This is a genomic window from Mesorhizobium sp. B2-4-15 (assembly GCF_006658505.1).
Classification (GTDB): domain Bacteria; phylum Pseudomonadota; class Alphaproteobacteria; order Rhizobiales; family Rhizobiaceae; genus Mesorhizobium.
The window spans coordinates 343350-361761 of the sequence record NZ_VFUZ01000002.1; the positions used below are offsets into that span (position 1 = coordinate 343350).

Below are 18412 nucleotides of genomic sequence, written 5' to 3' on the forward strand. Positions count from 1 at the left end.
TCGATCCGGCGGGCGGATGGGTGTCAGGCCGCTTCGCGCTTCAGCGCTTGCGCCATGCAATGGATGCCGCCGCCGGTCTTGGAGATTTCGCCCATGTCGACGGCCGCGACCTCGAAGCCACGCGCCTTGAGCTGGCCGATCAGCGTCTTGCTGGAGGTCGGCGCGATCACCCGGTCCTTGCCGAGTGACATGAAGTTGCAGCCGAGCGCCATCGTGTCCTGGAAGGGAACGTCGATGATCTCGTGGCCCTTGCTCTTCAGCCAGTCGACAATGCCTGGCTCGGTGCAGGCGAGGCACACCGCGGTGAGCTTTTCGGCGATCGGCACCACCATCAGGTCGATATGGACGTAGTATTCGTCGATGAAGGCGATGCGCGTCTCCCAGCCTTCCCTCTCGAACCAGGCCTGCACCTGGCGCGCGCCTTCCTCTTGCGTGCGGGCGCCGCCGCAGCCGATCAGCACCACGCCGTCTTCGATGACGTTGAAGTCGCCGCCTTCGAAGGTGCCCGCCGTCACCATGTCGTAGATCGGGATGCCAAGTTTTTCATAGGTGCGGATGGCGGCATAGTTCTCGCCGCGCCGCCACCAGTTGGCCATGGCGGTGATGATCGCGCCATAAGGCGTCATGACGCTGGAATCGCGGGAATAGACCTGCATCGGCAGCTCCGGCGTCGGCTCGTGCCAATGGATGTTGACGTCGAAATGCTCATAGGCGGCAACCAGATCCTTGTGCTGAGCCTGCGCGATCTGGATGTTGCAGGGCGCTTCGCGCAGATGTTTCCGGGACAGCGAACTGGTCGACAGATGACGCAGGAAATTGGGCGAGCCGAGCAGCACGTCGGTCAGCTTGTCGGTTTCGTTGGCGAAGCCCCAGGCGGTCAGCGGCTTGGTGCCGCCGGCCGGATTGCGGCGCTGCAGAGAAAACGGTTCGGCGACGATGCGATCATGAACGGTCATGGGGGTTCTCCTCGTGGCTTGTTCTCAAGAGTGGATCGGGTCATGCATTGTTTGGGATCCACCAGTCGCGACCGCGCGCGGTGGTGACATATTCCGGCCAGCGGAAATGGATCGGCGGTTCGTAGTCGCAGAGCGGCGCGATCCAGCTCGATCCACGAACACCGCCGCCGGTGCGGAAAGTGAACTCGTCCATCGCCTTGTCGCGCGCGGTTTTGTCCTCGATCAGACGGAGCGCCGCCAGCGCGATCGTCTTGGCCGCGCAGGTGACCATGGGATCGATGGTCGCGGAGATGCCGCCGAGCGCATTCATCACCCAAGCCGGGTAGGGGTGGCCATGTGCCGAACGCAGCGCCGGGCGGGCGACGTAGAACCGCGCTGTCGGCGCGTGCCAGCTCATGTCTGTGTAGTCGTCGGAGGTCGAATTGACCTGCGAGGGCGGCAGGTCGCGGCGCAGGATTGCCTCGGCTTGCCTGGGGTCGATCAGCCGCTCCAGCTCATCGATGAACGGGTTCTCGGTCGCGGTGCCGCCGGCATTGACCTGGATCTCGCGCGCAATCGCCCTGGCGGCCTCGTCCCAGCGCGGCGGACCGACCGTCGACAGCGCATCATAGGCGATCTCGGCCATGGCGTGATTGGCCAGCCCTGGGCGCGATTTCGACACCCAGTGCCGTTCGTAGCGGCAGCCGCTGACCGCGGCCGCGGCCTGCGCATTGCGGTCGAGCACGGCGGTGACCTGTTCGGCCATGCCGATGGTCGGCACGCGGATCATGTACTGGATCTCGGCCAGCCCCGCCGGCAGATTGTCGGCGGTGGCCTGGCCCGCGGTCAGGATGGCCTCGCTGATCGACCAGCCGCCCTGGTGCGGCAGCATGGAGTCACGCAGTGCCTTGGAGGCCATGTACATCGTCATCAGCGCGTCGTTGGCGCCGGGGGCGCGGACCGCCGAATGCGCCTGCGGGATCGGTGCGCCGTCGCCCGCGGCGCGTGCCCAGTTCTGAGGCTCGTCGCAGATGAAACGGTAGATCATGGCGTAGGCCGCGCCGCAATGCGTGTCCCAGCGGGCCGTGTTGCAGAGCGGCAGCATGTAGAAGGGATGGAAGGAGATCATGCCGGCAAGGCCATCATAATAGCCCCTGGCTGCGTGGATCGGCTTCGACCCTCGCACTTTCTCGGCCGGCTCGCCAGTGAAGCGCAGCGTGCCTGGAACGCCGTGTCGCTGCATGGCGGCCTTGGCGGCAAGCAGCCCACCGAGGCTTGCCATGCCGAGCCCCGAATGCGGGTCGGTGTGCCCGCCGGCCTCGACGCCGAGGCCGGGCCGGGGCTGCTTGACCGTCACCGCATCCTGGCAGTTGCCGGGCACGGCGTCATATTCGGCATACATGCCGATCGTCGGTCCGGCGCCGTTCGTCCAGTGGGCGCAGAACGCGGTCGGCATGCCGCCCGAGCCTTCCTCGACGGAGAAGCCCTCATGCTTCAGCCGCGCCACATACCATGCCGCCGACTGATATTCGCGCCAGGCGGTCTCGCCGAAATCGAAGATCGTGCGCGTCCAGGCCGACAGCAGCGGCTGGATGCTGTCGATGCAAGCGAGCGCGGTTTCTTGTGCTGACGTCGTCACGGATTTCTCCATGGGCCTAAGAAAGCAGTGAAGCGGCTTATCAAAAAGTGATATGTTTTCCCGGCTCGTGCAAATTCGGTTCACCTGAGGTCCCTTTGCGAATACCTTCGACGCAGGCGCTACGTGCCTTAGACAGCTTCGCCCGTCACGGCAGCATGTGGCGCGCCGCCGACGAACTCTGTTTGACCCGCAGCGCCGTCTCGCATCAGCTTCGGCTGCTGGAACGCGACCTCGGCTTCGATCTGCTGCAGCGCATCGGCAAGGGCGTGGCGTTGACGCCGCGCGGCCAGCGCTACGCCGCCGACGTGCGCAAGGCGCTGACAGTGCTCGGCGACGCGGGCACGCAAAACAGCGGCGCAGGCGTCGGCGGCTCCTTCGCCATCTCCTGCCCGCCGGGCTTCGCCTCGATGTTCCTGTGCTCCCATATCGGCGAGTTCCAGCAGATGTATCCCGACGTTGCGCTCTCGGTGCTGACGCCGCGGCGGCTCGACGACGTCAGCAATGCGGAAGCGGACGCCTTCATCGCCTTCGGCGTCGGCAACTGGCCGAACCGATCGGTGGAGCTGCTGTGCGAAGTCTTCTTCACGCCGCTCTGCAGCCCGACGCTGCTCAACAAGGTCGGCGGCTTTTCCAAGCCCGCCGACGTGCTGCGCGCCAACCTGCTCCATCTCGGCGACACCGAGGACTGGGCGCGCTGGCTGGCGTTGTCCAAGGTGGAAAATCCCGACACCGAAGGCGGCATCTTCTTTTCCGACATGAACCTCGTGTTCTCGGCGGCGGTCGCCGGCCAGGGCATTGCCATGGGTGACGAACTGACCGGCCGCCGGGCACTGAGCGAAGGCCGGCTGGTCAAGCCGTTCGAGGCGTCGGTCCCCTCGCCGCGGTCCTACTATCTGGTCTTCGAGCACGCCAAGGCCGGCCATCCGGTGCTCAATGCCTTCAGCGACTGGCTCAGGGCGAAGCTGTCGGAAAACAGGCTGGCGAAATATTGAGGCGGGGCGTTGAAACCGCCGACCGCCACCCGCCCATCTACCAGACGTGAATCAAATTTGCCGATCAGGCGAAAACTATTCGGTTGCGGTGAGCCGCGCGCCTGCCTACGATTTCATCCGAGACTGAGGAAGAGGCAGGATGCAGCAACCCGGCCGGGCGGCGGAAATCAAGGCGAACGGGATCGGCAAGAGCTTCGGCTCGTTCCGGGCGCTGGACAATTTGACGCTCGATATCGGTCGCGGCGAGTTCCTGACGTTGCTCGGCCCCTCCGGCTCGGGCAAGACCACCTTCCTGATGATCCTGGCCGGCTTCGTGCAGCCGACCGAGGGCAGGCTTTTCAGCGACGGCACCGACATCACCGATCGTCCGGCCGAACAGCGCGCCGCCGGCATGGTGTTCCAGGGCTACGCGCTGTTCCCGCACATGAGCGTGGAGCAGAACATCGCTTTCCCGCTCAAGGTTCGCAAGAAATCAGCCGCCGAGATCAAGAAGCGCGTCGGGGAGATGATCGAGCGCGTCGGTCTGGTCGGTCACGAGAAGAAATTGCCCGCGCAGCTCTCCGGCGGCCAGCAGCAGCGCGTGGCGCTTGCCCGCGCACTGGTGTTCGAGCCGGGCGTGCTCCTGCTCGACGAGCCGTTTTCCGCCCTGGACAAGAGCTTGCGCGGCCAGATGCAGGCCGAGATGAAGCGCCTGCATCAGGAAACCGGCACCACCTTCGTCTTCGTCACCCACGACCAGAGCGAGGCGCTGGCGCTGTCGTCGCGCGTCGCCATCTTCAACCACGGTAAATTGCTGCAGGTCGGCGCGCCGGACGAGGTCTATGACCGGCCGGCCAACCGCTTCGTCGCCGAATTCCTCGGCGAGATCAACATGTTGCCGCTGAAAGGCGTGCGCAGAGCCGACAACGGCGCCACCGGCCTGTGCGAGGACCGCGCCGTCAGCCTGCGCGGCAACCCCGGTAGCGTCGGTGGGAACGCCATACTGGCGATCCGGCCTGAATACATGTCCATCGCCGGCGAGGCTTCGGCCGGTGAGAACGGCGTCGCCGCGACAGCAACCAACTCGACCTATCTGGGCGCCGCGACGCGGCTCGATCTGACGACGAGGCAAGGCGCCAAGGTCACGGTGTCGGTGCCCAATGAAGTCGCCGCCGCCGCGCTCAGCAAAGGCAATTCCGTATGGCTGACCTGGCCGGCGGAAAAGGGTTTCCTCCTTCCGGACGGAGGGCAATGACGATCGGTGCGGCGAGACGTTCGCACACCACTTTCCGGTACTATCAACGACAATAAGGGGAACTGACATGACCAATGACACCAAGAAACAAGCCATCGCGAGCCTGTCCGCCAGGGCAGGCCGCGGCGAGATCTCGCGCCGGCAGTTCACGCAGCTTGCAGCACTCGTTCTGGCCGGCACGCCGATGCTCTTGCGCTCGACCGGTGCCTTCGCCGCCGCGAAGGAACTGGTGCTGGTGAACTGGGGCGGCGACGCCATCACCGCTTATGATGCCGCCTATGGCCAGGCCTTTACCAAGGAAACCGGCATCGTCGTCAAGATGGACGGCTCGGGCCCGACCGAAGGCGCCATCGCGGCGCAGTTCAAGAGCGGCGCGCCGACCTGGGACCTCGTCGACGTCGATCCGTTCTCGGCCATCACGCTCGGCGGCCAAGGCATGCTCGAGCCGATCGACTACACAGTCGTCGACAAGAAGAAGATGCGGCCGGGCTTCGGCTGGGACTATGCCGCCTCGACCTACTTTTTCTCCTACATCATCGCCTATGATTCCGAGAAATACGGCAAGGACGCGCCGACCGGCATGGCAGATTTCTTCGACGTGAAGAAATTCCCTGGCAAGCGCTCGCTCTACAAATGGGGTGTTTCGAGCTGGGAGGCTGCCCTTCTCGCCGACGGCATCGCGCCGGCCTCGCTGTATCCGCTCGACCTCAAGCGCGCACATGACAAGATCGCCGCCTTCAAGGAAAACGTCGTCGCCTATTGGGGCGGCGGCGCCGAGAGCCAGAGCGTGCTGCTCAACGGCGAGGCCTCGATGGCTATCGTGTGGTCGACACGCGCCTCGCTGATCGAGCAGGACTCCGGCGGCAAGATCAAGTTCATTTGGGACCAAGGCTTGATCTCGCCCGGCGCGCTTGCCGTCCTCAAGGGTAATCCGGGCGGCAAGGACGCGGCCATGAAGTTCATCGCCAGCGCCCAGGACCCGCAAAAGCAGCTGATCATGTTCGACAAGCTGGGCCAGGGTCCGGCCAACCCCGCAGCCGACGCGCTGATCCCCGCCGACAAGAAGCGCATCAATCCTGTCGACCCGGAAAACATGAAGAAGCAGATCCCGCTCGACATGGACTGGTACGCCAAGAACTACGGGGCGGCGCTCGACGAATACACCAAGATCATCTCCGCCTGATCCAGGGCAGGGATGCGGTCCTCTCTTTCCGACAGGACGGGCGCGGCGCTGTTGATGGCGCCGCTGCTCCTGTTCCTTGTGCTGGCCTATGCCTGGCCTTTCCTCGGCGTCGTCAAATGGAGCTTCACGCTGCCGACGCCGGGGCTTGGGCAGTATGACGCGCTGCTCACCGACGATCTGGTGCAATCGGTGTTCGTCAGGACGCTGCGCATCGCGGCAATCGTCACCATCGTGTCGGTGGCCGCCGCCTATGCCATTACCCTCATCTGGGTGCGCGGTACGCCGGCGCAGCGCCTTATCGCCGAGTTCTGCATTCTCGTTCCCTTCTGGATTTCGGTGCTGACCCGCGCCTTCGGCTGGGTGGCGCTGCTCTCCAATCGCGGCCTGATCAACACCTGGCTGCAGGCGATCGGCTTCATCTCCGAACCGCTGACCCTGGTGCGCAATGAATTCGGCGTCATCGTCGGCATGACGCATTTCCTCATCCCCTTCGCCGTCTTTCCGCTGGCATCGGCCATGCGCAGCCTCGACGACCGCGTGCTTCTGGCGGCGCGCGGCCTCGGCTCCAGCCGCATGCGCACCTTCTGGTCGGTCTTCGTGCCGATGACCCGCTCCGGAATCATCGGCTCCGCCCTCATCGTCTTCGTCTTTTCGCTGGGCTTCTTCGTCACACCGGCGATCCTCGGCGGCGGCCGCAGCGTCATGGTGGCCGAACTCATCTATCTCAGGATTTTCCAGAGCCCGGATTGGGGGCTGGGCGCTGCGATCAGTGTCGTGCTCGTGCTGTTCGTCGGCGCGCTGATGGCGCTGCTGTTCCGCTATATCAGGCCGAAGCAATTGGTGTAGCCGAGATGCCGACCTATCGTCCCGGACCCATCTCGCTCGTCATCGCCGCCTTCGTGGCGCTGTTTCTGCTGATGCCGCTGCTGGCTGTCATCCCGGTGTCGCTGACGCCAAGCCGCATGCTGGCGATGCCGACGGGTGAACTGTCGCTGCGTCACTACCGCACGCTGATCGAGGATCCGCGCTGGATCGACTCGATCCTGCTCTCTATCCGGATCGGCGTGGTCAGCAGCGCTTTCTCCACCGTCTTGGCGCTATGCTTCAGTCTCGGCGTCTGGATGTTCCAGCCGCGCTTCACGGCAGCGCTCGTCGGCTTCGTGCTGCTGCCCATGGTGGTGCCGCCAGTGGTCTCGGCGATCACGCTCTACTTCCTGTTGACCTCGATCTCCGGTTTCAGCTCGTTCTTCGGCTATGATACCTGGCTTGGCGTCGCCATGGCGCACTCGGTGATGACGGTGCCTTTCGCCACCGTGCTGATGCTGGTGTCGCTCAGTCAACTGGACAGGCGCATCGACTTAGCCGCTCGGGGCCTCGGTGCCACCGTGTGGGAGCGCGCCACCCGCGTCATCATGCCCAACATCAAGTTCGGCATCATCACCGCGGCGTTGCTGTCCTTCGTGCTCTCCTGGGAAGAGATCGGCGTCACCTTGTTCATCACTTCGGTCAACGCCATCACCTTGCCGCGTCTGATGTGGATGGGTTTGCGCGACAACATCGATCCGGCAATCGCTGCATTGTCCGTGATTCTGATCATCATCACCGTGCTGGTGCTGGCGGTGCGCAGCTTCATTGTCAGGCTGCGCGCTGTCTGATCGGCGTCCTGGTGCAGTCGTATTTTCGAGATCATCGGCATCCATCATCCTGGTGACGAATCGCCATCGTCTTCGCGTGGCGAACCGCTATATGTGGGCAGGGCATGCAAGGCATGGGCGGGCTTGGAAAAGCATGTCCATGGCGACGAGTTGAGGAAAACGACGATGACCGCGCCAGGCGATTTGCAGCAGGCCCTTTTTCTGAGACTGAAAAGTGATGCGTCACTGTCGGCATTGCTGGGCGGTGCCGGTCTGCTCGAACGGCCGACCGACAATGCCGCTTTCCCGTATGTGACCTGTGGCCAGACCAGTGCCTTTGACTGGGACACGGGCGTCGAAAACAACGACGATCAGTTGATCACGCTGCATGTCTGGTCGAAAGCTCATGGCGATGCCGAAACGCTTGCCATCATGGACGCCATCAAGGGACGCCTTGCCGACGCGGTGCTGGTGATAGGCCCCCGCGGCCAGACACGGCTGTCGCTTGAGTTCACCGAAGCCCGCTATGACGAGGAGCTCCTTGTGCATCACGGGCTGCTGCGGTTTCGGGCGCTGACGCAGGAAAATGCCTGACGCGCTTTCAATATGACTGAAACGGAGTCTAGACTGACGTCTGCGTGATTTTGTCGGGTTGGGGCGTCGAAATCGCGATCGGTCGTCGCGCGTTTCAGGGGTGTAGCGGACATGTTTTTTGTATCGATCACCGTTCATTTCACGTTCAGCACCGAAGCGTTACAACGCCGGTCATGAAAACGCTCCGCTCCCATTTCCGAACCGCGACCCTGGCGCTTTGTGCTGCCGGGCTGTTTGCGTCGCAGGCAATGGCGATGCAGGTCATCGCATACGACCAGGCCACCCCGATCGTCCTGGCAGCGTCGGATTGCTATGCGATCGGCCTGCAGGTGGCCTCGCAGAATGGCGGAACGCTGGCCAAGGCCTCGCAGTCGACACGTGGTGGCCAACCGGTCTGCGTCATCGTCGTGCTGGTGCCTGGCAAGGACGGACAGCGACCGCGCCGTTCCGAGATTGTCGTTCCGCAGAACTGACCCCTGCCGTTTCCCAGGCCGCGGGAATCGGCCTATATCTGAGCCGAATACTTCAACAGGTATCGATCTCCGCATGCGCGTACTGGTCGTCGAGGATGACAAGGATCTCAACCGGCAGATAGCGGACGCGCTGGTCGACGCCGGCTATGTCGTCGACCGTGCCTTCGACGGCGAGGAAGGCCATTTCCTCGGCGATACCGAACCTTACGACGCCGTCGTACTCGATATCGGCCTGCCGCAGATGGACGGCATCAGCGTCGTCGAGCGCTGGCGCCGCGGCGGCCGCAAGATGCCGGTGCTGATCCTGACCGCGCGCGACCGCTGGAGCGACAAGGTCTCCGGCATCGACGCCGGCGCAGACGACTATGTCACCAAGCCGTTCCATATCGAGGAGGTGCTGGCGAGGGTCAGGGCGTTGATCCGCCGCGCCGCGGGCCACGCTTCGTCCGAACTGACATGCGGGCCGCTGCGCCTCGACACAAAGGCCTCGAAGGCCGATGTCGACGGCGTGCCGCTTAAGCTGACCTCGCATGAATTCCGCCTGCTTGCCTATCTGATGCACCATATGGGCGAAGTCGTATCGCGGACCGAACTGGTCGAGCATCTCTACGATCAGGATTTCGACCGCGATTCCAACACCATCGAGGTCTTTGTCGGGCGGCTGCGCAAGAAGATGGGCATCGACATGATCGAAACCGTGCGCGGCATGGGCTACCGCATGCGTGAGCCGGAGGCGTAACTCGGAACCGCTCAAACCAACCGCAAGGACGCCGCTTTCGCTGCGTTTGTGGCCGCGTTCGCTGACGTTCCGCGTGATCGCCTTTTCCACCGTGTGGGCGATCCTGACCCTTGTCGTCATCTTCACCCTGATCACCACGCTCTATCGCCAGGCCAGCGAACGCGGTTTTGACAGCCTGCTTTCGGCGCATCTGTTCAACCTGATCGGCTCCGTCGGCGTTTCCGACACCGGCGCTCTCACCGGGGCTCCCGACCTCGGCGACCTCAGGTTCTCGGAGCCGAATTCGGGCTGGTACTGGTCGGTCGAGCCCGCTTCGGAGGGCGTGCATGGCGACCTTCATTCGTCCTCGATGACCACATCGATCCCGTCGCCGAGCGTTGCCGAAGTGCCGTTCAACGCCAGCTTCCAGCGCAGCTATGCGGCCGAAGGCATCGACGGCGAGCAACTGGTGGTGTTCGAGAGCGAGTTCGTCCTCGATGCGAAGAACCGCGCCGCGCGCTTCCGCGTCATGGGCAACAAGACCGAACTGGAGCAGGAGATAAGCACCTTCCAGCGCCGCTTGCTGACCTATCTCAGCCTGTTCGGCATCGGCATGATCGCCATCAACGCGATCGCCATCCTGCTCGGCCTGCAGCCGCTGCGCAGGGTCCGCAACGCCCTTGCCATGGTGCGCGAGGGCACCGCGCAGAGGCTTGACGGCCGCTTCCCGGCCGAGATCGAACCATTAGCCAACGAAACCAATGCCTTGATCGAAAACAACAAACGCATTGTCGAGCGTTCGCGAACCCAGGTCGGCAATCTCGCCCACTCGCTGAAGACGCCGCTCGCGGTGCTGCTCAACGAAGGCCGCGCGCTTGGCGGCGCCAAGGGACAATTGATCGCCGAGCAGGCCGCTTCCATGCAGATGCAGGTCGACCATTACCTGCAGCGCGCCCGCGTCGCGGCGCAACGCGACAGCGTCGTCTACCGCACGCCGGTGGCGCCGCTGGTGCAGCGCATGGTGCGGGTTCTGCAGAAGCTCCACCCGCGGACCAGCCTGTCGCTGTCGCTGCCGGCCACCGAGATCGTCTTTGCCGGCGAGCGCGAGGACCTTGAGGAGTTGCTCGGAAATCTTCTCGAAAATGCGATGAAATGGGCGAAGAGTGCCGTCGCGATCTCGGTCGTGCCCTTGGTCAGCAAGGACGAGAGCCTGTTCGAGATCAGCATCGAGGATGACGGGCCGGGCATTCCCGAGGACAAGGCGCGCGAAGCCCTGAAGCGGGGACGACGCCTCGATGAGACAAAGCCCGGGACAGGTCTGGGCCTCGCCATTGTCGCCGACCTCGTCAACGAGTATGGCGGCGTCCTGGCGCTGGAACGGTCCGGCATGGGCGGATTGAAGGCGGCGGTGCGATTGCGGAGCCTTCAGTGATGCTTTCCAGGGCCAATCGACACCGATGGGCGGCGCATGGTATGGCGGCGTATCGATTGATCCCGGAGTGGCCGGCGGTGGCCAAATTTCCGACAAATATCAACACTATGGCCACGCCCACTTCTCCGATGACGCGGCCCCCGGCGCATCCATGGCAGGCTCCAACTCAAGAGAACCGGTTGTTGGCATGAAGATTCGCGTCGCGCTTGTTTCCGCACTGCTGGCCATATCCGGCTGCACCACCTTGAGCGGCAAGGGTCCCACTGTCGCGCCGACACCAGCCTCGACGCCTCCGTCGTCCGGCAAGCTCACCAAGTCGATCATTTCGGCGATGGGCGGCGGCCTCGTCGGCGGGTCGATCGGCAATGGCCTCAGCGACGCGGAGAAGCGCAGCGCGCTGGAGGCTGAATATAAGGCGCTCGAATACACGGCGAGCGGTCAGAGGGTGACGTGGAAGGGTGATCAGGCTTCGCATTATGGGGAGGTGGTTCCAGCCCAACCCTATCGGGTCGGCTCGCAGGACTGCCGCCAGTACACGCAGACCGTCTTCACCGGCGGAGCGGGCGTCACGGCCCGCGGAACAGCGTGCCGCAATGCCGACGGCAGCTGGACACCGCTGACCTGATCCCGATCGGCTTCGGTGGAAGCCGGCCGGTTGATGTCGATCAAGGACATTCGGCGCGCGTGCCGTCAAAGCGTCGCAGGATGTCTGTGTTGGCAGGGCAGGGCTCTGCCGTTATTGGAAGAACCATGCTGTTCTGGGTCATAGCCGCAATACTGACGCTGGGTGCGAGCCTGGCGGTGCTGCTGCCGCTGGCCGGCGGGTCCAGGGGCGCGTCGTCGAGCGGCGATCACGATCTGGAAGTCTATCGCGATCAATTATCCGAGCTTGACCGCGACGCCGCGCGTGGCTTGATCCAGCCGGCGGAAGCGGCCGAGGCGCGCGCCGAGATCGCGCGCCGCATCCTTCGCCTCGACAGTGCGGATCAAGCCGGCAAGACATCAGCCAGGCAGGCGTCGGTCACGGCAAGGCTGATCGCGACCATGGCCGTGCTGGCGGTGCCGCTGGTCAGCTGGGGTCTTTACAGCCAGATCGGTTCGCCTGACCTGCCGTCGCAGCCGCTCAGCGAGCGGCTGGCCAAGAATCCGGCCGACAGTTCGGTCGACGAATTGGTGGCGCGAGCCGAAGCCCACCTTGCCGCCAACCCTTCCGATGGCAGGGGATGGGAGGTTCTGGCCCCGGTCTATCTGCGCATGCAGCGCTTTTCCGACGCTGTGGCCGCCTACCGCAACGCCATCCGCCTCGACGGCGACAGCGCCGTCCGCCAGGCCGGCCTTGGCGAGGCAGTCGCCGGTGCGGCCGGGGGCGTTGTTTCCGCCGATGCCCAGGATGCCTTCGAGGCGGCGCTGAAGCTCGATCCGGCCAATATGAAGGCCCGCTTCTATCTCGCCATGGCTTTGGCGCAGGAGGGGCGCAACAAGGAGGCGATCACGGCCTGGCAGGCAATGCTGGGCACGTTGCCACCGGATTCGCCATGGCGCGGCGCGGTCGAACAGGCACTGGCCAAATCCGGCACGCCAGAAGTTGCTTCCAGCGCCGCCGCGAAAGGCCCTGATGCCGCGGAGATCGACGCCGCGTCCTCCATGTCGCCGCAGGATCGGGAAGCGATGATCAACACGATGGTCGCAAGCCTCGACGAGAAATTGCGTCAAAATCCGCGTGACGCGGAAGGATGGATGCGGCTCGTTCGTTCCTACGTCGTGCTGGGCAAGGCCGATCAGGCGCGCGATGCTCTGGGGCGCGCCATCGCCGTCTTTGGCGCCGGCAGTGACGAGGCCAAGAAATTCACCGCCTTCGCCGCGTCGCTCGGCCTGACGGCGACGGAGTAGAACGTGTCATGACACGCAAGCAGAAACGATTGTCGGTCATCTTGGGAGGATTGGCCTTCCTGGCCGCCGCCACGGGACTGACCTTCTACGCGCTTGGCCAGAAGGCCTCCTATTTCTACATGCCGGCCGATCTCACCACCGCCAGCGTCCAGCCCGGCCAGCGCATCAGGCTGGGAGGGCTGGTCGAAAAAGGCACGATCCAGCGCGGGCAGGGCGCGACAGTCGCTTTTTCAGTCACCGACACGCACAAATCGGTCAAGGTCACCTATACCGGCATCCTGCCTGACCTCTTCCGTGAAGAGCAGGGCGTCATCACCGAGGGCACCTTCGGTCCGGATGGCGTATTCGTTGCCGATAGCGTTCTGGCCAAGCACGATGAGCGTTACATGCCCAAGGAAGTGGCCGACGGCCTCAAGGCCAAAGGTGTGTGGCAGGAGAGCAAGAGTGAGTAGCTCCGGCAGGAGAGCAAGAGTGAACTGCGCGCATGGTTGAAATCGGACATTTCGCCCTGGTCCTGGCGTTTGCGCTTTCCTTGGTGCAGACGATCGTGCCGCTCTTTGGCGCGCGCCTGAACAACCAGCGCCTGATGGCCGTCGGCGGCCCCGTCGCCGTGACCGGCTTTGCGCTGACGGCGCTGTCCTTCGTAGCACTTGCGGGTGCCTACGCGAACTCCGATTTCTCGGTGGCGAACGTCTGGGAAAACTCGCATTCGCTGCAGCCGCTGATCTACAAGATCACCGGAACGTGGGGCAATCACGAAGGCTCGATGCTGCTCTGGGTGCTGATCCTGACCTTCTTCGGCGCGCTTGTCGCAGCTTTCGGCTCGAATCTGCCAGCCACGCTGCGCGCCAACGTGCTTGCCGTTCAGGGCACGATCGGTGCCGCCTTCTTCCTGTTCATCCTGGCCACGTCCAATCCTTTCATCCGGCTCAATCCAGCGCCGATCGAGGGTCGCGACCTCAACCCGGTCCTGCAGGATCTCGGCCTCGCCATCCATCCGCCGCTGCTCTATCTCGGCTATGTCGGTTTCTCGATCTGCTTTTCCTTCTCGGTCGCTGCCCTCATCGAGGGCCGCATCGATGCGTCCTGGGCGCGCTGGGTGCGGCCGTGGACGCTGGTCGCCTGGATGTTCCTGACCGGCGGCATCGCCATGGGATCATACTGGGCCTATTACGAACTGGGCTGGGGCGGCTTCTGGTTCTGGGATCCGGTCGAGAACGCCTCTTTCATGCCGTGGCTGGCGGGCACCGCGCTTTTGCATTCGGCCATCGTCATGGAAAAGCGCTCGGCCTTGAAGATCTGGACGCTGCTGCTCGCCATCCTCACCTTCTCGCTGTCGCTGCTCGGCACGTTCCTGGTGCGTTCGGGCGTGCTCACTTCAGTGCATGCCTTTGCCACCGATCCGACGCGTGGCGTCTTCATCCTGTGTATCCTGACGCTGTTCATCGGCGGCTCGCTGGCGCTGTTTGCGCTGCGTGCCTCGAGGTTGACGGCCGGCGGCCTGTTCCACCCGATCTCGCGCGAAGGCGCGCTCGTCCTCAACAACCTGTTCCTGACCACGGCGACCGCCACCGTGCTCGTCGGCACGCTCTATCCACTGGCATTGGAGGCACTCACAGGCGACAAGATCTCGGTCGGCGCGCCGTTCTTCGACCTGACGTTCGGCCCATTGATGCTGCCGCTTCTGGTCCTCGTGCCATTCGGGCCGCTGCTGGCCTGGAAGCGCGGCGACGTCATCGCCGCTTCGCAGCGCCTGATGGCCGCCTTCGCCCTGGCGCTGGCGGCGATGCTGGTCACCGGTCTGTTCATCGACGGAGCGTCGGTATTCGCCGCCCTCGGCATCGGCCTTGCCGTCTGGCTGGTCACCGGCGCGCTCACCGACCTTGCCATCAAGTCAGGCGTTGGATCGGTTGCCCCGGCCGTTATGGTCAGGCGCTTCGCCGGCCTGCCGCGCTCGGTCTTCGGCACGGCATTGGCTCATCTCGGCCTCGGCCTGACTTTGCTCGGCATCGTCGCCACGCTCTCCTTCGGTACCGAGAAGATCCTGACGATGCGCGCCGGCGAGACCGTGGAATTGTCCGGCCATACGCTGCGTTTCGTCGGGCTGTATCCTGCCCAGGGTCCAAACTACAGCGAGGATCGCGGCCGTTTCGACCTGATCGGTGTCAGTGGTAGTCCGGTCGGCGAAATAAGCTCCGCCAAGCGTTTCTATCCGGTCCGGCAGATGACGACGACGGAGTCCGGCATCAAGACGCTTGGTCTTTCCCAGCTCTACATTTCTCTCGGCGACGAAGGCAAGGACGGCTCGGTCGTGGTGCGTCTGTGGTGGAAACCGCTGGTGGCACTGATCTGGGGCGGCGGTCTGACGATGATGGCGGGTGCGGCCATGTCGCTGATGGACAGGCGTCTGCGCGTCGGCGCGCCCTCGCGGCGCCGCAAGCAGGCGGTGGCGCCGGCGGGCCTGCCATGAAACCCAGGCTTTCCCTGACCTCGATTGTCCTGCTGCTGGCACTGGTCTTCGCCGGTGCCGCGCACGCGGTGAAGCCCGACGAGATGCTGGCCGATCCGGCGCTCGAGGCGAGGGCCCGGGCTCTGTCGGAAGGCCTGCGCTGCATGGTCTGCCAGAACCAGTCGATCGATGAATCCGATGCCGACCTTGCCCGCGATTTGCGTATCCTGGTGCGCCAGCGCCTCGTCGCCGGCGATAGCGACCAGCAGGTGATGGACTATGTGGTTTCGCGTTACGGCGAGTTCGTGCTGTTGAAGCCACGCTTCGACCTGCGCAACGCGCTGCTTTGGGGCACGCCTGTTCTTTTGCTCCTGGTGGGCGGCATGTTTATCGCCCTGAACGCGCGCTCGCGTCGGAAGCTGGCGACAAAATCCCTCTCGGCCGATGAACAGGCGGCGCTGGACGCGATCCTGCGCCGCGACTGACAGGCAAGGTCGTCTGGCCGCCAGGGCAGCCCGCCAACATTACCAAAGTTTCATGCGTCGGAAATGGCGTTGTAATGTGCGCCGCTCTAATTCTCCTGCTTGAGGATGCCGATTAAGCCGCGTCCCTTTGAAAGAGGATGAGAGACTCATGAATATTGCCCCCAGTTCATATTCCCGCACCCGCAAGCGCCTTCTGGCTGCCGTCGCGTCCGTTGCGGTTGCCGGCGCGATCGGAGTTGGCGCGCTGACCAGCGGAACCAGCCCCGTTCTGGCCGACGCGGTGCGAGTCGAGGCCCCGCAGGTTCCGAGCTTCGCCGATGTCGTGGAGCGCGTTTCGCCCGCCGTGGTCAGCGTCAAGGTAAAGGCCAAGGTGCAGCCGACCGCGGACGACGGCTCTGACGGTCAGGACGGTTTCGACAATCTTCCCAACAATCCGCAACTGCGCCGCTTCTTCAAGGAATTCCGCGGCTTTGGCGACCAGGGTGGTCAGAACGACGAAGCCCACCGCCGCTTCGGGCATCGCGACCGCAACGACGGCCAACCGCGCCCGGTGGCTCAGGGTTCCGGCTTCTTCATCTCCGAGGACGGCTATCTCGTCACCAACAATCACGTCGTCCAAGAGGGCACCGCTTTCACCGTGGTGACGAATGACGGCAAGGAACTCGACGCCAAGCTGATCGGCACCGATCCGCGCACCGATCTCGCCGTACTCAAGGTCGAAGGCGGCGGCAAGTTCACCTATGTCGACTTCGCCGACGATGCCAAGGTTCGCGTCGGCGACTGGGTCGTGGCCGTCGGCAATCCGTTCGGTCTCGGTGGCACCGTCACCGCCGGCATCGTGTCGGCGCGCGGCCGTGACATCGGCGCCGGCCCCTATGACGATTTCCTCCAGATCGATGCCTCGGTCAACCGCGGCAATTCGGGTGGCCCGACCTTCAATCTCAACGGCCAGGTGGTCGGCATCAACACGGCTATCTTCTCGCCGTCCGGCGGCAGCGTCGGTATCGCCTTCGACATTCCCGCCTCGACCGCCAAGCAGGTCGTCGACGATCTGATGAAGAGCGGCACCGTGCAGCGCGGCTGGCTCGGCGTCGAGATCCAGCCGGTCACGTCGGACATCGCCGAATCGCTCGGCCTGAAGTCCAACAATGGCGCCTTGGTGTCCAGCGCCCAGGACGCCGGTCCCGGCAAGAAGGCCGGCATCGCCGCTGGTGACGTCATCACCCAGGTCGACGGCAAGGACGTTGCGTCGCCGAAGGAACTGGCTCGCCTGATCGGCGCCTATTCGCCGGGCAAGTCGGTCGATGTCACAGTGTGGCGCGACGGCAAAAGCCAGACGGTCAAGGTCGATCTGGGCAAGCTGCCAGCCACCGACAAGCAGGCCTCGAACGACCAGCAGCAGCAGCCCGCCGCTCCGGCAAAGCCCGACACGCTGGCCGATCTCGGCCTGACCGTCACCAAGTCGGAAAACGGCAAAGGTCTGGTGGTGACCGACGTCGATCCGAACAGCGATGCCGCCGATCGCGGCATCCAGCCTGGCGACGTCATCACCGCGGTCAACTCGACCGAGGTGAACGGTACCGAGGACGTCACCAAGGCCATGACCGAGGCGGTGAAGTCTGGGCGCAAGGCGGTGCTGATGCAGATCACCCGTGACGACAACAACCGCTTCGTCGCGCTGCCGGTCGCCAAGGGCTGAAAACGACTTTTCCAATGCGGCGGTTTCAACACCCCCGAGTCGCCGCATGGGAAAGCATGGAGACGGGTACGTTAGTCAGTCATCGTGCTCTCCTCCAGCGGCAGCGGGCTTCCCATCGCCCGCTGCCGCACCCACTATTGGCCTCAGAGGCGCTCCGTCGCGCCCGATCCGATAGCGCGCGACTTCGGAGCAAGACGTCCGGGATTTGGCCTATCCGGGAGTTGGAATGTTCGGGCTTGGAATGTCCGGCGTAACAATGCCGGAGAACAAAGATCTCATCGCGCGCGCCCCGGGTCATCTTGACCTCGATGCGCTTTGGCAAAGGCTGAATGCACATGCCGGCTACTCAACCTTCCAGCGAAATCGCGTATAACGGTCCTATGAAGATTCTCGTCATAGAAGACGATCGGGAGGCTGCGGATTATCTGCAGAAAGCCTTTACCGAAGCCGGTCATACCGCGCATGTCGCCGGTGACGGCGAGACCGGCTTCGCGCTTGCCGACGCCGGCGATTATGACGTGATGGTCATCGACCGGATGATGCCGCGCCGTGACGGCCTGTCGGTCATCGCCGGGCTACGCTCAAGGGGCAACACCACACCAGTGCTGATCCTGTCGGCTCTGGGAGAGGTCGATGACAGGGTCACCGGCTTGCGCGCCGGCGGCGACGATTATCTGACCAAGCCCTATGCGTTCTCCGAACTTCTGGCCCGCGTCGAGGTACTGAACCGCCGCGCCAGCGCCAAGGAGGCCGAAACCGTCTACCGGGTCGGCGACCTTGAACTCGACCGGCTGTCGCATTCGGTCCGCCGGGCGGCGCGCGAGATCACGCTGCAGCCCCGCGAATTCCGCCTGCTCGAATATCTGATGCGCCATGCCGGCCAGGTGGTGACGCGCACCATGCTGCTCGAAAATGTCTGGGATTACCATTTCGATCCGCAGACCAATGTCATCGACGTTCATGTGTCGCGACTGCGGGGCAAGATTGAAAAGGGCTTCGACAAGCCCATCCTGCATACGGTTCGCGGCGCAGGTTACATGCTGAAGGGCGGCTAG

General features: G+C 64.1%; 18 protein-coding genes. 16 read left to right on the forward strand and 2 right to left on the reverse strand.

Annotated features, from left to right (window positions below):
- Positions 1–23: 23 nt before the first annotated feature.
- Entirely contained in the window at positions 24–956 is a 933-nt protein-coding gene (locus FJ930_RS03975) for a dimethylarginine dimethylaminohydrolase family protein (RefSeq protein ID WP_141835035.1), read from the reverse strand.
- 40 nt (positions 957–996) lie between these two features.
- Positions 997–2586, reverse strand: coding sequence for an amidohydrolase (locus FJ930_RS03980; protein ID WP_181763269.1), 1590 nt, complete (start codon positions 2584–2586; stop codon positions 997–999).
- A gap of 83 nt (positions 2587–2669) precedes the next feature.
- Here FJ930_RS03980 and FJ930_RS03985 point away from each other — a divergent pair, with 83 nt between their 5' ends.
- The 16 genes from FJ930_RS03985 to FJ930_RS04060 all read left to right on the forward strand — a co-directional run bounded on the left by FJ930_RS03985 (position 2670) and on the right by FJ930_RS04060 (position 18412).
- Positions 2670–3566: a LysR substrate-binding domain-containing protein gene (locus FJ930_RS03985; RefSeq protein ID WP_140611217.1), complete on the forward strand. Its 897-nt coding sequence runs from the start codon at positions 2670–2672 to the stop codon at positions 3564–3566.
- Positions 3567–3705: 139 nt separating this feature from the next.
- A complete protein-coding gene (locus FJ930_RS03990; protein ID WP_140693576.1) occupies positions 3706–4800 on the forward strand; it encodes an ABC transporter ATP-binding protein in 1095 nt (364 codons plus the stop codon).
- A gap of 67 nt (positions 4801–4867) precedes the next feature.
- Positions 4868–5983 carry an ABC transporter substrate-binding protein gene (locus FJ930_RS03995; RefSeq protein ID WP_141835041.1) on the forward strand — a complete coding sequence of 372 codons (1116 nt, stop codon included), beginning with the start codon at positions 4868–4870 and terminating at the stop codon, positions 5981–5983.
- Between the two features lie 12 nt (positions 5984–5995).
- Positions 5996–6829 (forward strand): ABC transporter permease, encoded by an 834-nt coding sequence (locus tag FJ930_RS04000; RefSeq protein WP_140742297.1) that lies wholly within the window; start codon positions 5996–5998, stop codon positions 6827–6829.
- Positions 6830–6834: 5 nt separating this feature from the next.
- Entirely contained in the window at positions 6835–7638 is an 804-nt protein-coding gene (locus tag FJ930_RS04005) for an ABC transporter permease (RefSeq protein ID WP_141835044.1), read from the forward strand.
- Positions 7639–7803: 165 nt separating this feature from the next.
- Positions 7804–8211, forward strand: coding sequence for a DUF3168 domain-containing protein (locus tag FJ930_RS04010; RefSeq protein ID WP_141835047.1), 408 nt, complete (start codon positions 7804–7806; stop codon positions 8209–8211).
- A gap of 173 nt (positions 8212–8384) precedes the next feature.
- Entirely contained in the window at positions 8385–8684 is a 300-nt protein-coding gene (locus FJ930_RS04015; protein WP_140742291.1) for a hypothetical protein, read from the forward strand.
- Positions 8685–8757: 73 nt separating this feature from the next.
- A complete protein-coding gene (locus FJ930_RS04020; protein ID WP_056563567.1) occupies positions 8758–9423 on the forward strand; it encodes a response regulator transcription factor in 666 nt (221 codons plus the stop codon).
- A complete protein-coding gene (locus tag FJ930_RS04025; RefSeq protein ID WP_141835050.1) occupies positions 9407–10834 on the forward strand; it encodes an ATP-binding protein in 1428 nt (475 codons plus the stop codon). Before FJ930_RS04020 ends, FJ930_RS04025 begins: the two co-directional genes overlap by 17 nt.
- 187 nt (positions 10835–11021) lie before the next feature.
- A complete protein-coding gene (locus FJ930_RS04030; protein ID WP_141835053.1) occupies positions 11022–11459 on the forward strand; it encodes a hypothetical protein in 438 nt (145 codons plus the stop codon).
- Between the two features lie 125 nt (positions 11460–11584).
- On the forward strand, positions 11585–12724 hold the full coding sequence (gene ccmI / locus FJ930_RS04035) for a c-type cytochrome biogenesis protein CcmI (protein WP_140742285.1): 1140 nt from the start codon (positions 11585–11587) through the stop codon (positions 12722–12724).
- An 8-nt stretch (positions 12725–12732) separates the two neighbouring features.
- A complete protein-coding gene (ccmE, locus tag FJ930_RS04040) occupies positions 12733–13176 on the forward strand; it encodes a cytochrome c maturation protein CcmE (RefSeq protein WP_140742283.1) in 444 nt (147 codons plus the stop codon).
- A gap of 32 nt (positions 13177–13208) precedes the next feature.
- Positions 13209–15194 (forward strand): heme lyase CcmF/NrfE family subunit, encoded by a 1986-nt coding sequence (locus FJ930_RS04045; RefSeq protein WP_141835056.1) that lies wholly within the window; start codon positions 13209–13211, stop codon positions 15192–15194.
- Positions 15191–15658: a cytochrome c-type biogenesis protein gene (locus tag FJ930_RS04050; protein WP_140742279.1), complete on the forward strand. Its 468-nt coding sequence runs from the start codon at positions 15191–15193 to the stop codon at positions 15656–15658. Before FJ930_RS04045 ends, FJ930_RS04050 begins: the two co-directional genes overlap by 4 nt.
- A 148-nt stretch (positions 15659–15806) precedes the next feature.
- Positions 15807–17357 carry a Do family serine endopeptidase gene (locus FJ930_RS04055; protein ID WP_141835060.1) on the forward strand — a complete coding sequence of 517 codons (1551 nt, stop codon included), beginning with the start codon at positions 15807–15809 and terminating at the stop codon, positions 17355–17357.
- 380 nt (positions 17358–17737) lie between these two features.
- Entirely contained in the window at positions 17738–18412 is a 675-nt protein-coding gene (locus tag FJ930_RS04060) for a response regulator transcription factor (RefSeq protein ID WP_027046649.1), read from the forward strand.

Coding starts and splice junctions, on each gene's coding strand:
- FJ930_RS03975 (WP_141835035.1), bottom strand. CDS start 956: ATGACCGTTCATGATCGCATCGTCGCCGAACCGTTTTCTCTGCAGCGC.
- FJ930_RS03980 (WP_181763269.1), bottom strand. CDS start 2,586: ATGGAGAAATCCGTGACGACGTCAGCACAAGAAACCGCGCTCGCTTGC.
- FJ930_RS03990 (WP_140693576.1), top strand. CDS start 3,706: ATGCAGCAACCCGGCCGGGCGGCGGAAATCAAGGCGAACGGGATCGGC.
- FJ930_RS03995 (WP_141835041.1), top strand. CDS start 4,868: ATGACCAATGACACCAAGAAACAAGCCATCGCGAGCCTGTCCGCCAGG.
- FJ930_RS04000 (WP_140742297.1), top strand. CDS start 5,996: ATGCGGTCCTCTCTTTCCGACAGGACGGGCGCGGCGCTGTTGATGGCG.
- FJ930_RS04005 (WP_141835044.1), top strand. CDS start 6,835: ATGCCGACCTATCGTCCCGGACCCATCTCGCTCGTCATCGCCGCCTTC.
- FJ930_RS04010 (WP_141835047.1), top strand. CDS start 7,804: ATGACCGCGCCAGGCGATTTGCAGCAGGCCCTTTTTCTGAGACTGAAA.
- FJ930_RS04015 (WP_140742291.1), top strand. CDS start 8,385: ATGAAAACGCTCCGCTCCCATTTCCGAACCGCGACCCTGGCGCTTTGT.
- FJ930_RS04020 (WP_056563567.1), top strand. CDS start 8,758: ATGCGCGTACTGGTCGTCGAGGATGACAAGGATCTCAACCGGCAGATA.
- FJ930_RS04030 (WP_141835053.1), top strand. CDS start 11,022: ATGAAGATTCGCGTCGCGCTTGTTTCCGCACTGCTGGCCATATCCGGC.
- ccmI (WP_140742285.1), top strand. CDS start 11,585: ATGCTGTTCTGGGTCATAGCCGCAATACTGACGCTGGGTGCGAGCCTG.
- ccmE (WP_140742283.1), top strand. CDS start 12,733: ATGACACGCAAGCAGAAACGATTGTCGGTCATCTTGGGAGGATTGGCC.
- FJ930_RS04045 (WP_141835056.1), top strand. CDS start 13,209: ATGGTTGAAATCGGACATTTCGCCCTGGTCCTGGCGTTTGCGCTTTCC.
- FJ930_RS04050 (WP_140742279.1), top strand. CDS start 15,191: ATGAAACCCAGGCTTTCCCTGACCTCGATTGTCCTGCTGCTGGCACTG.
- FJ930_RS04055 (WP_141835060.1), top strand. CDS start 15,807: ATGAATATTGCCCCCAGTTCATATTCCCGCACCCGCAAGCGCCTTCTG.
- FJ930_RS04060 (WP_027046649.1), top strand. CDS start 17,738: ATGAAGATTCTCGTCATAGAAGACGATCGGGAGGCTGCGGATTATCTG.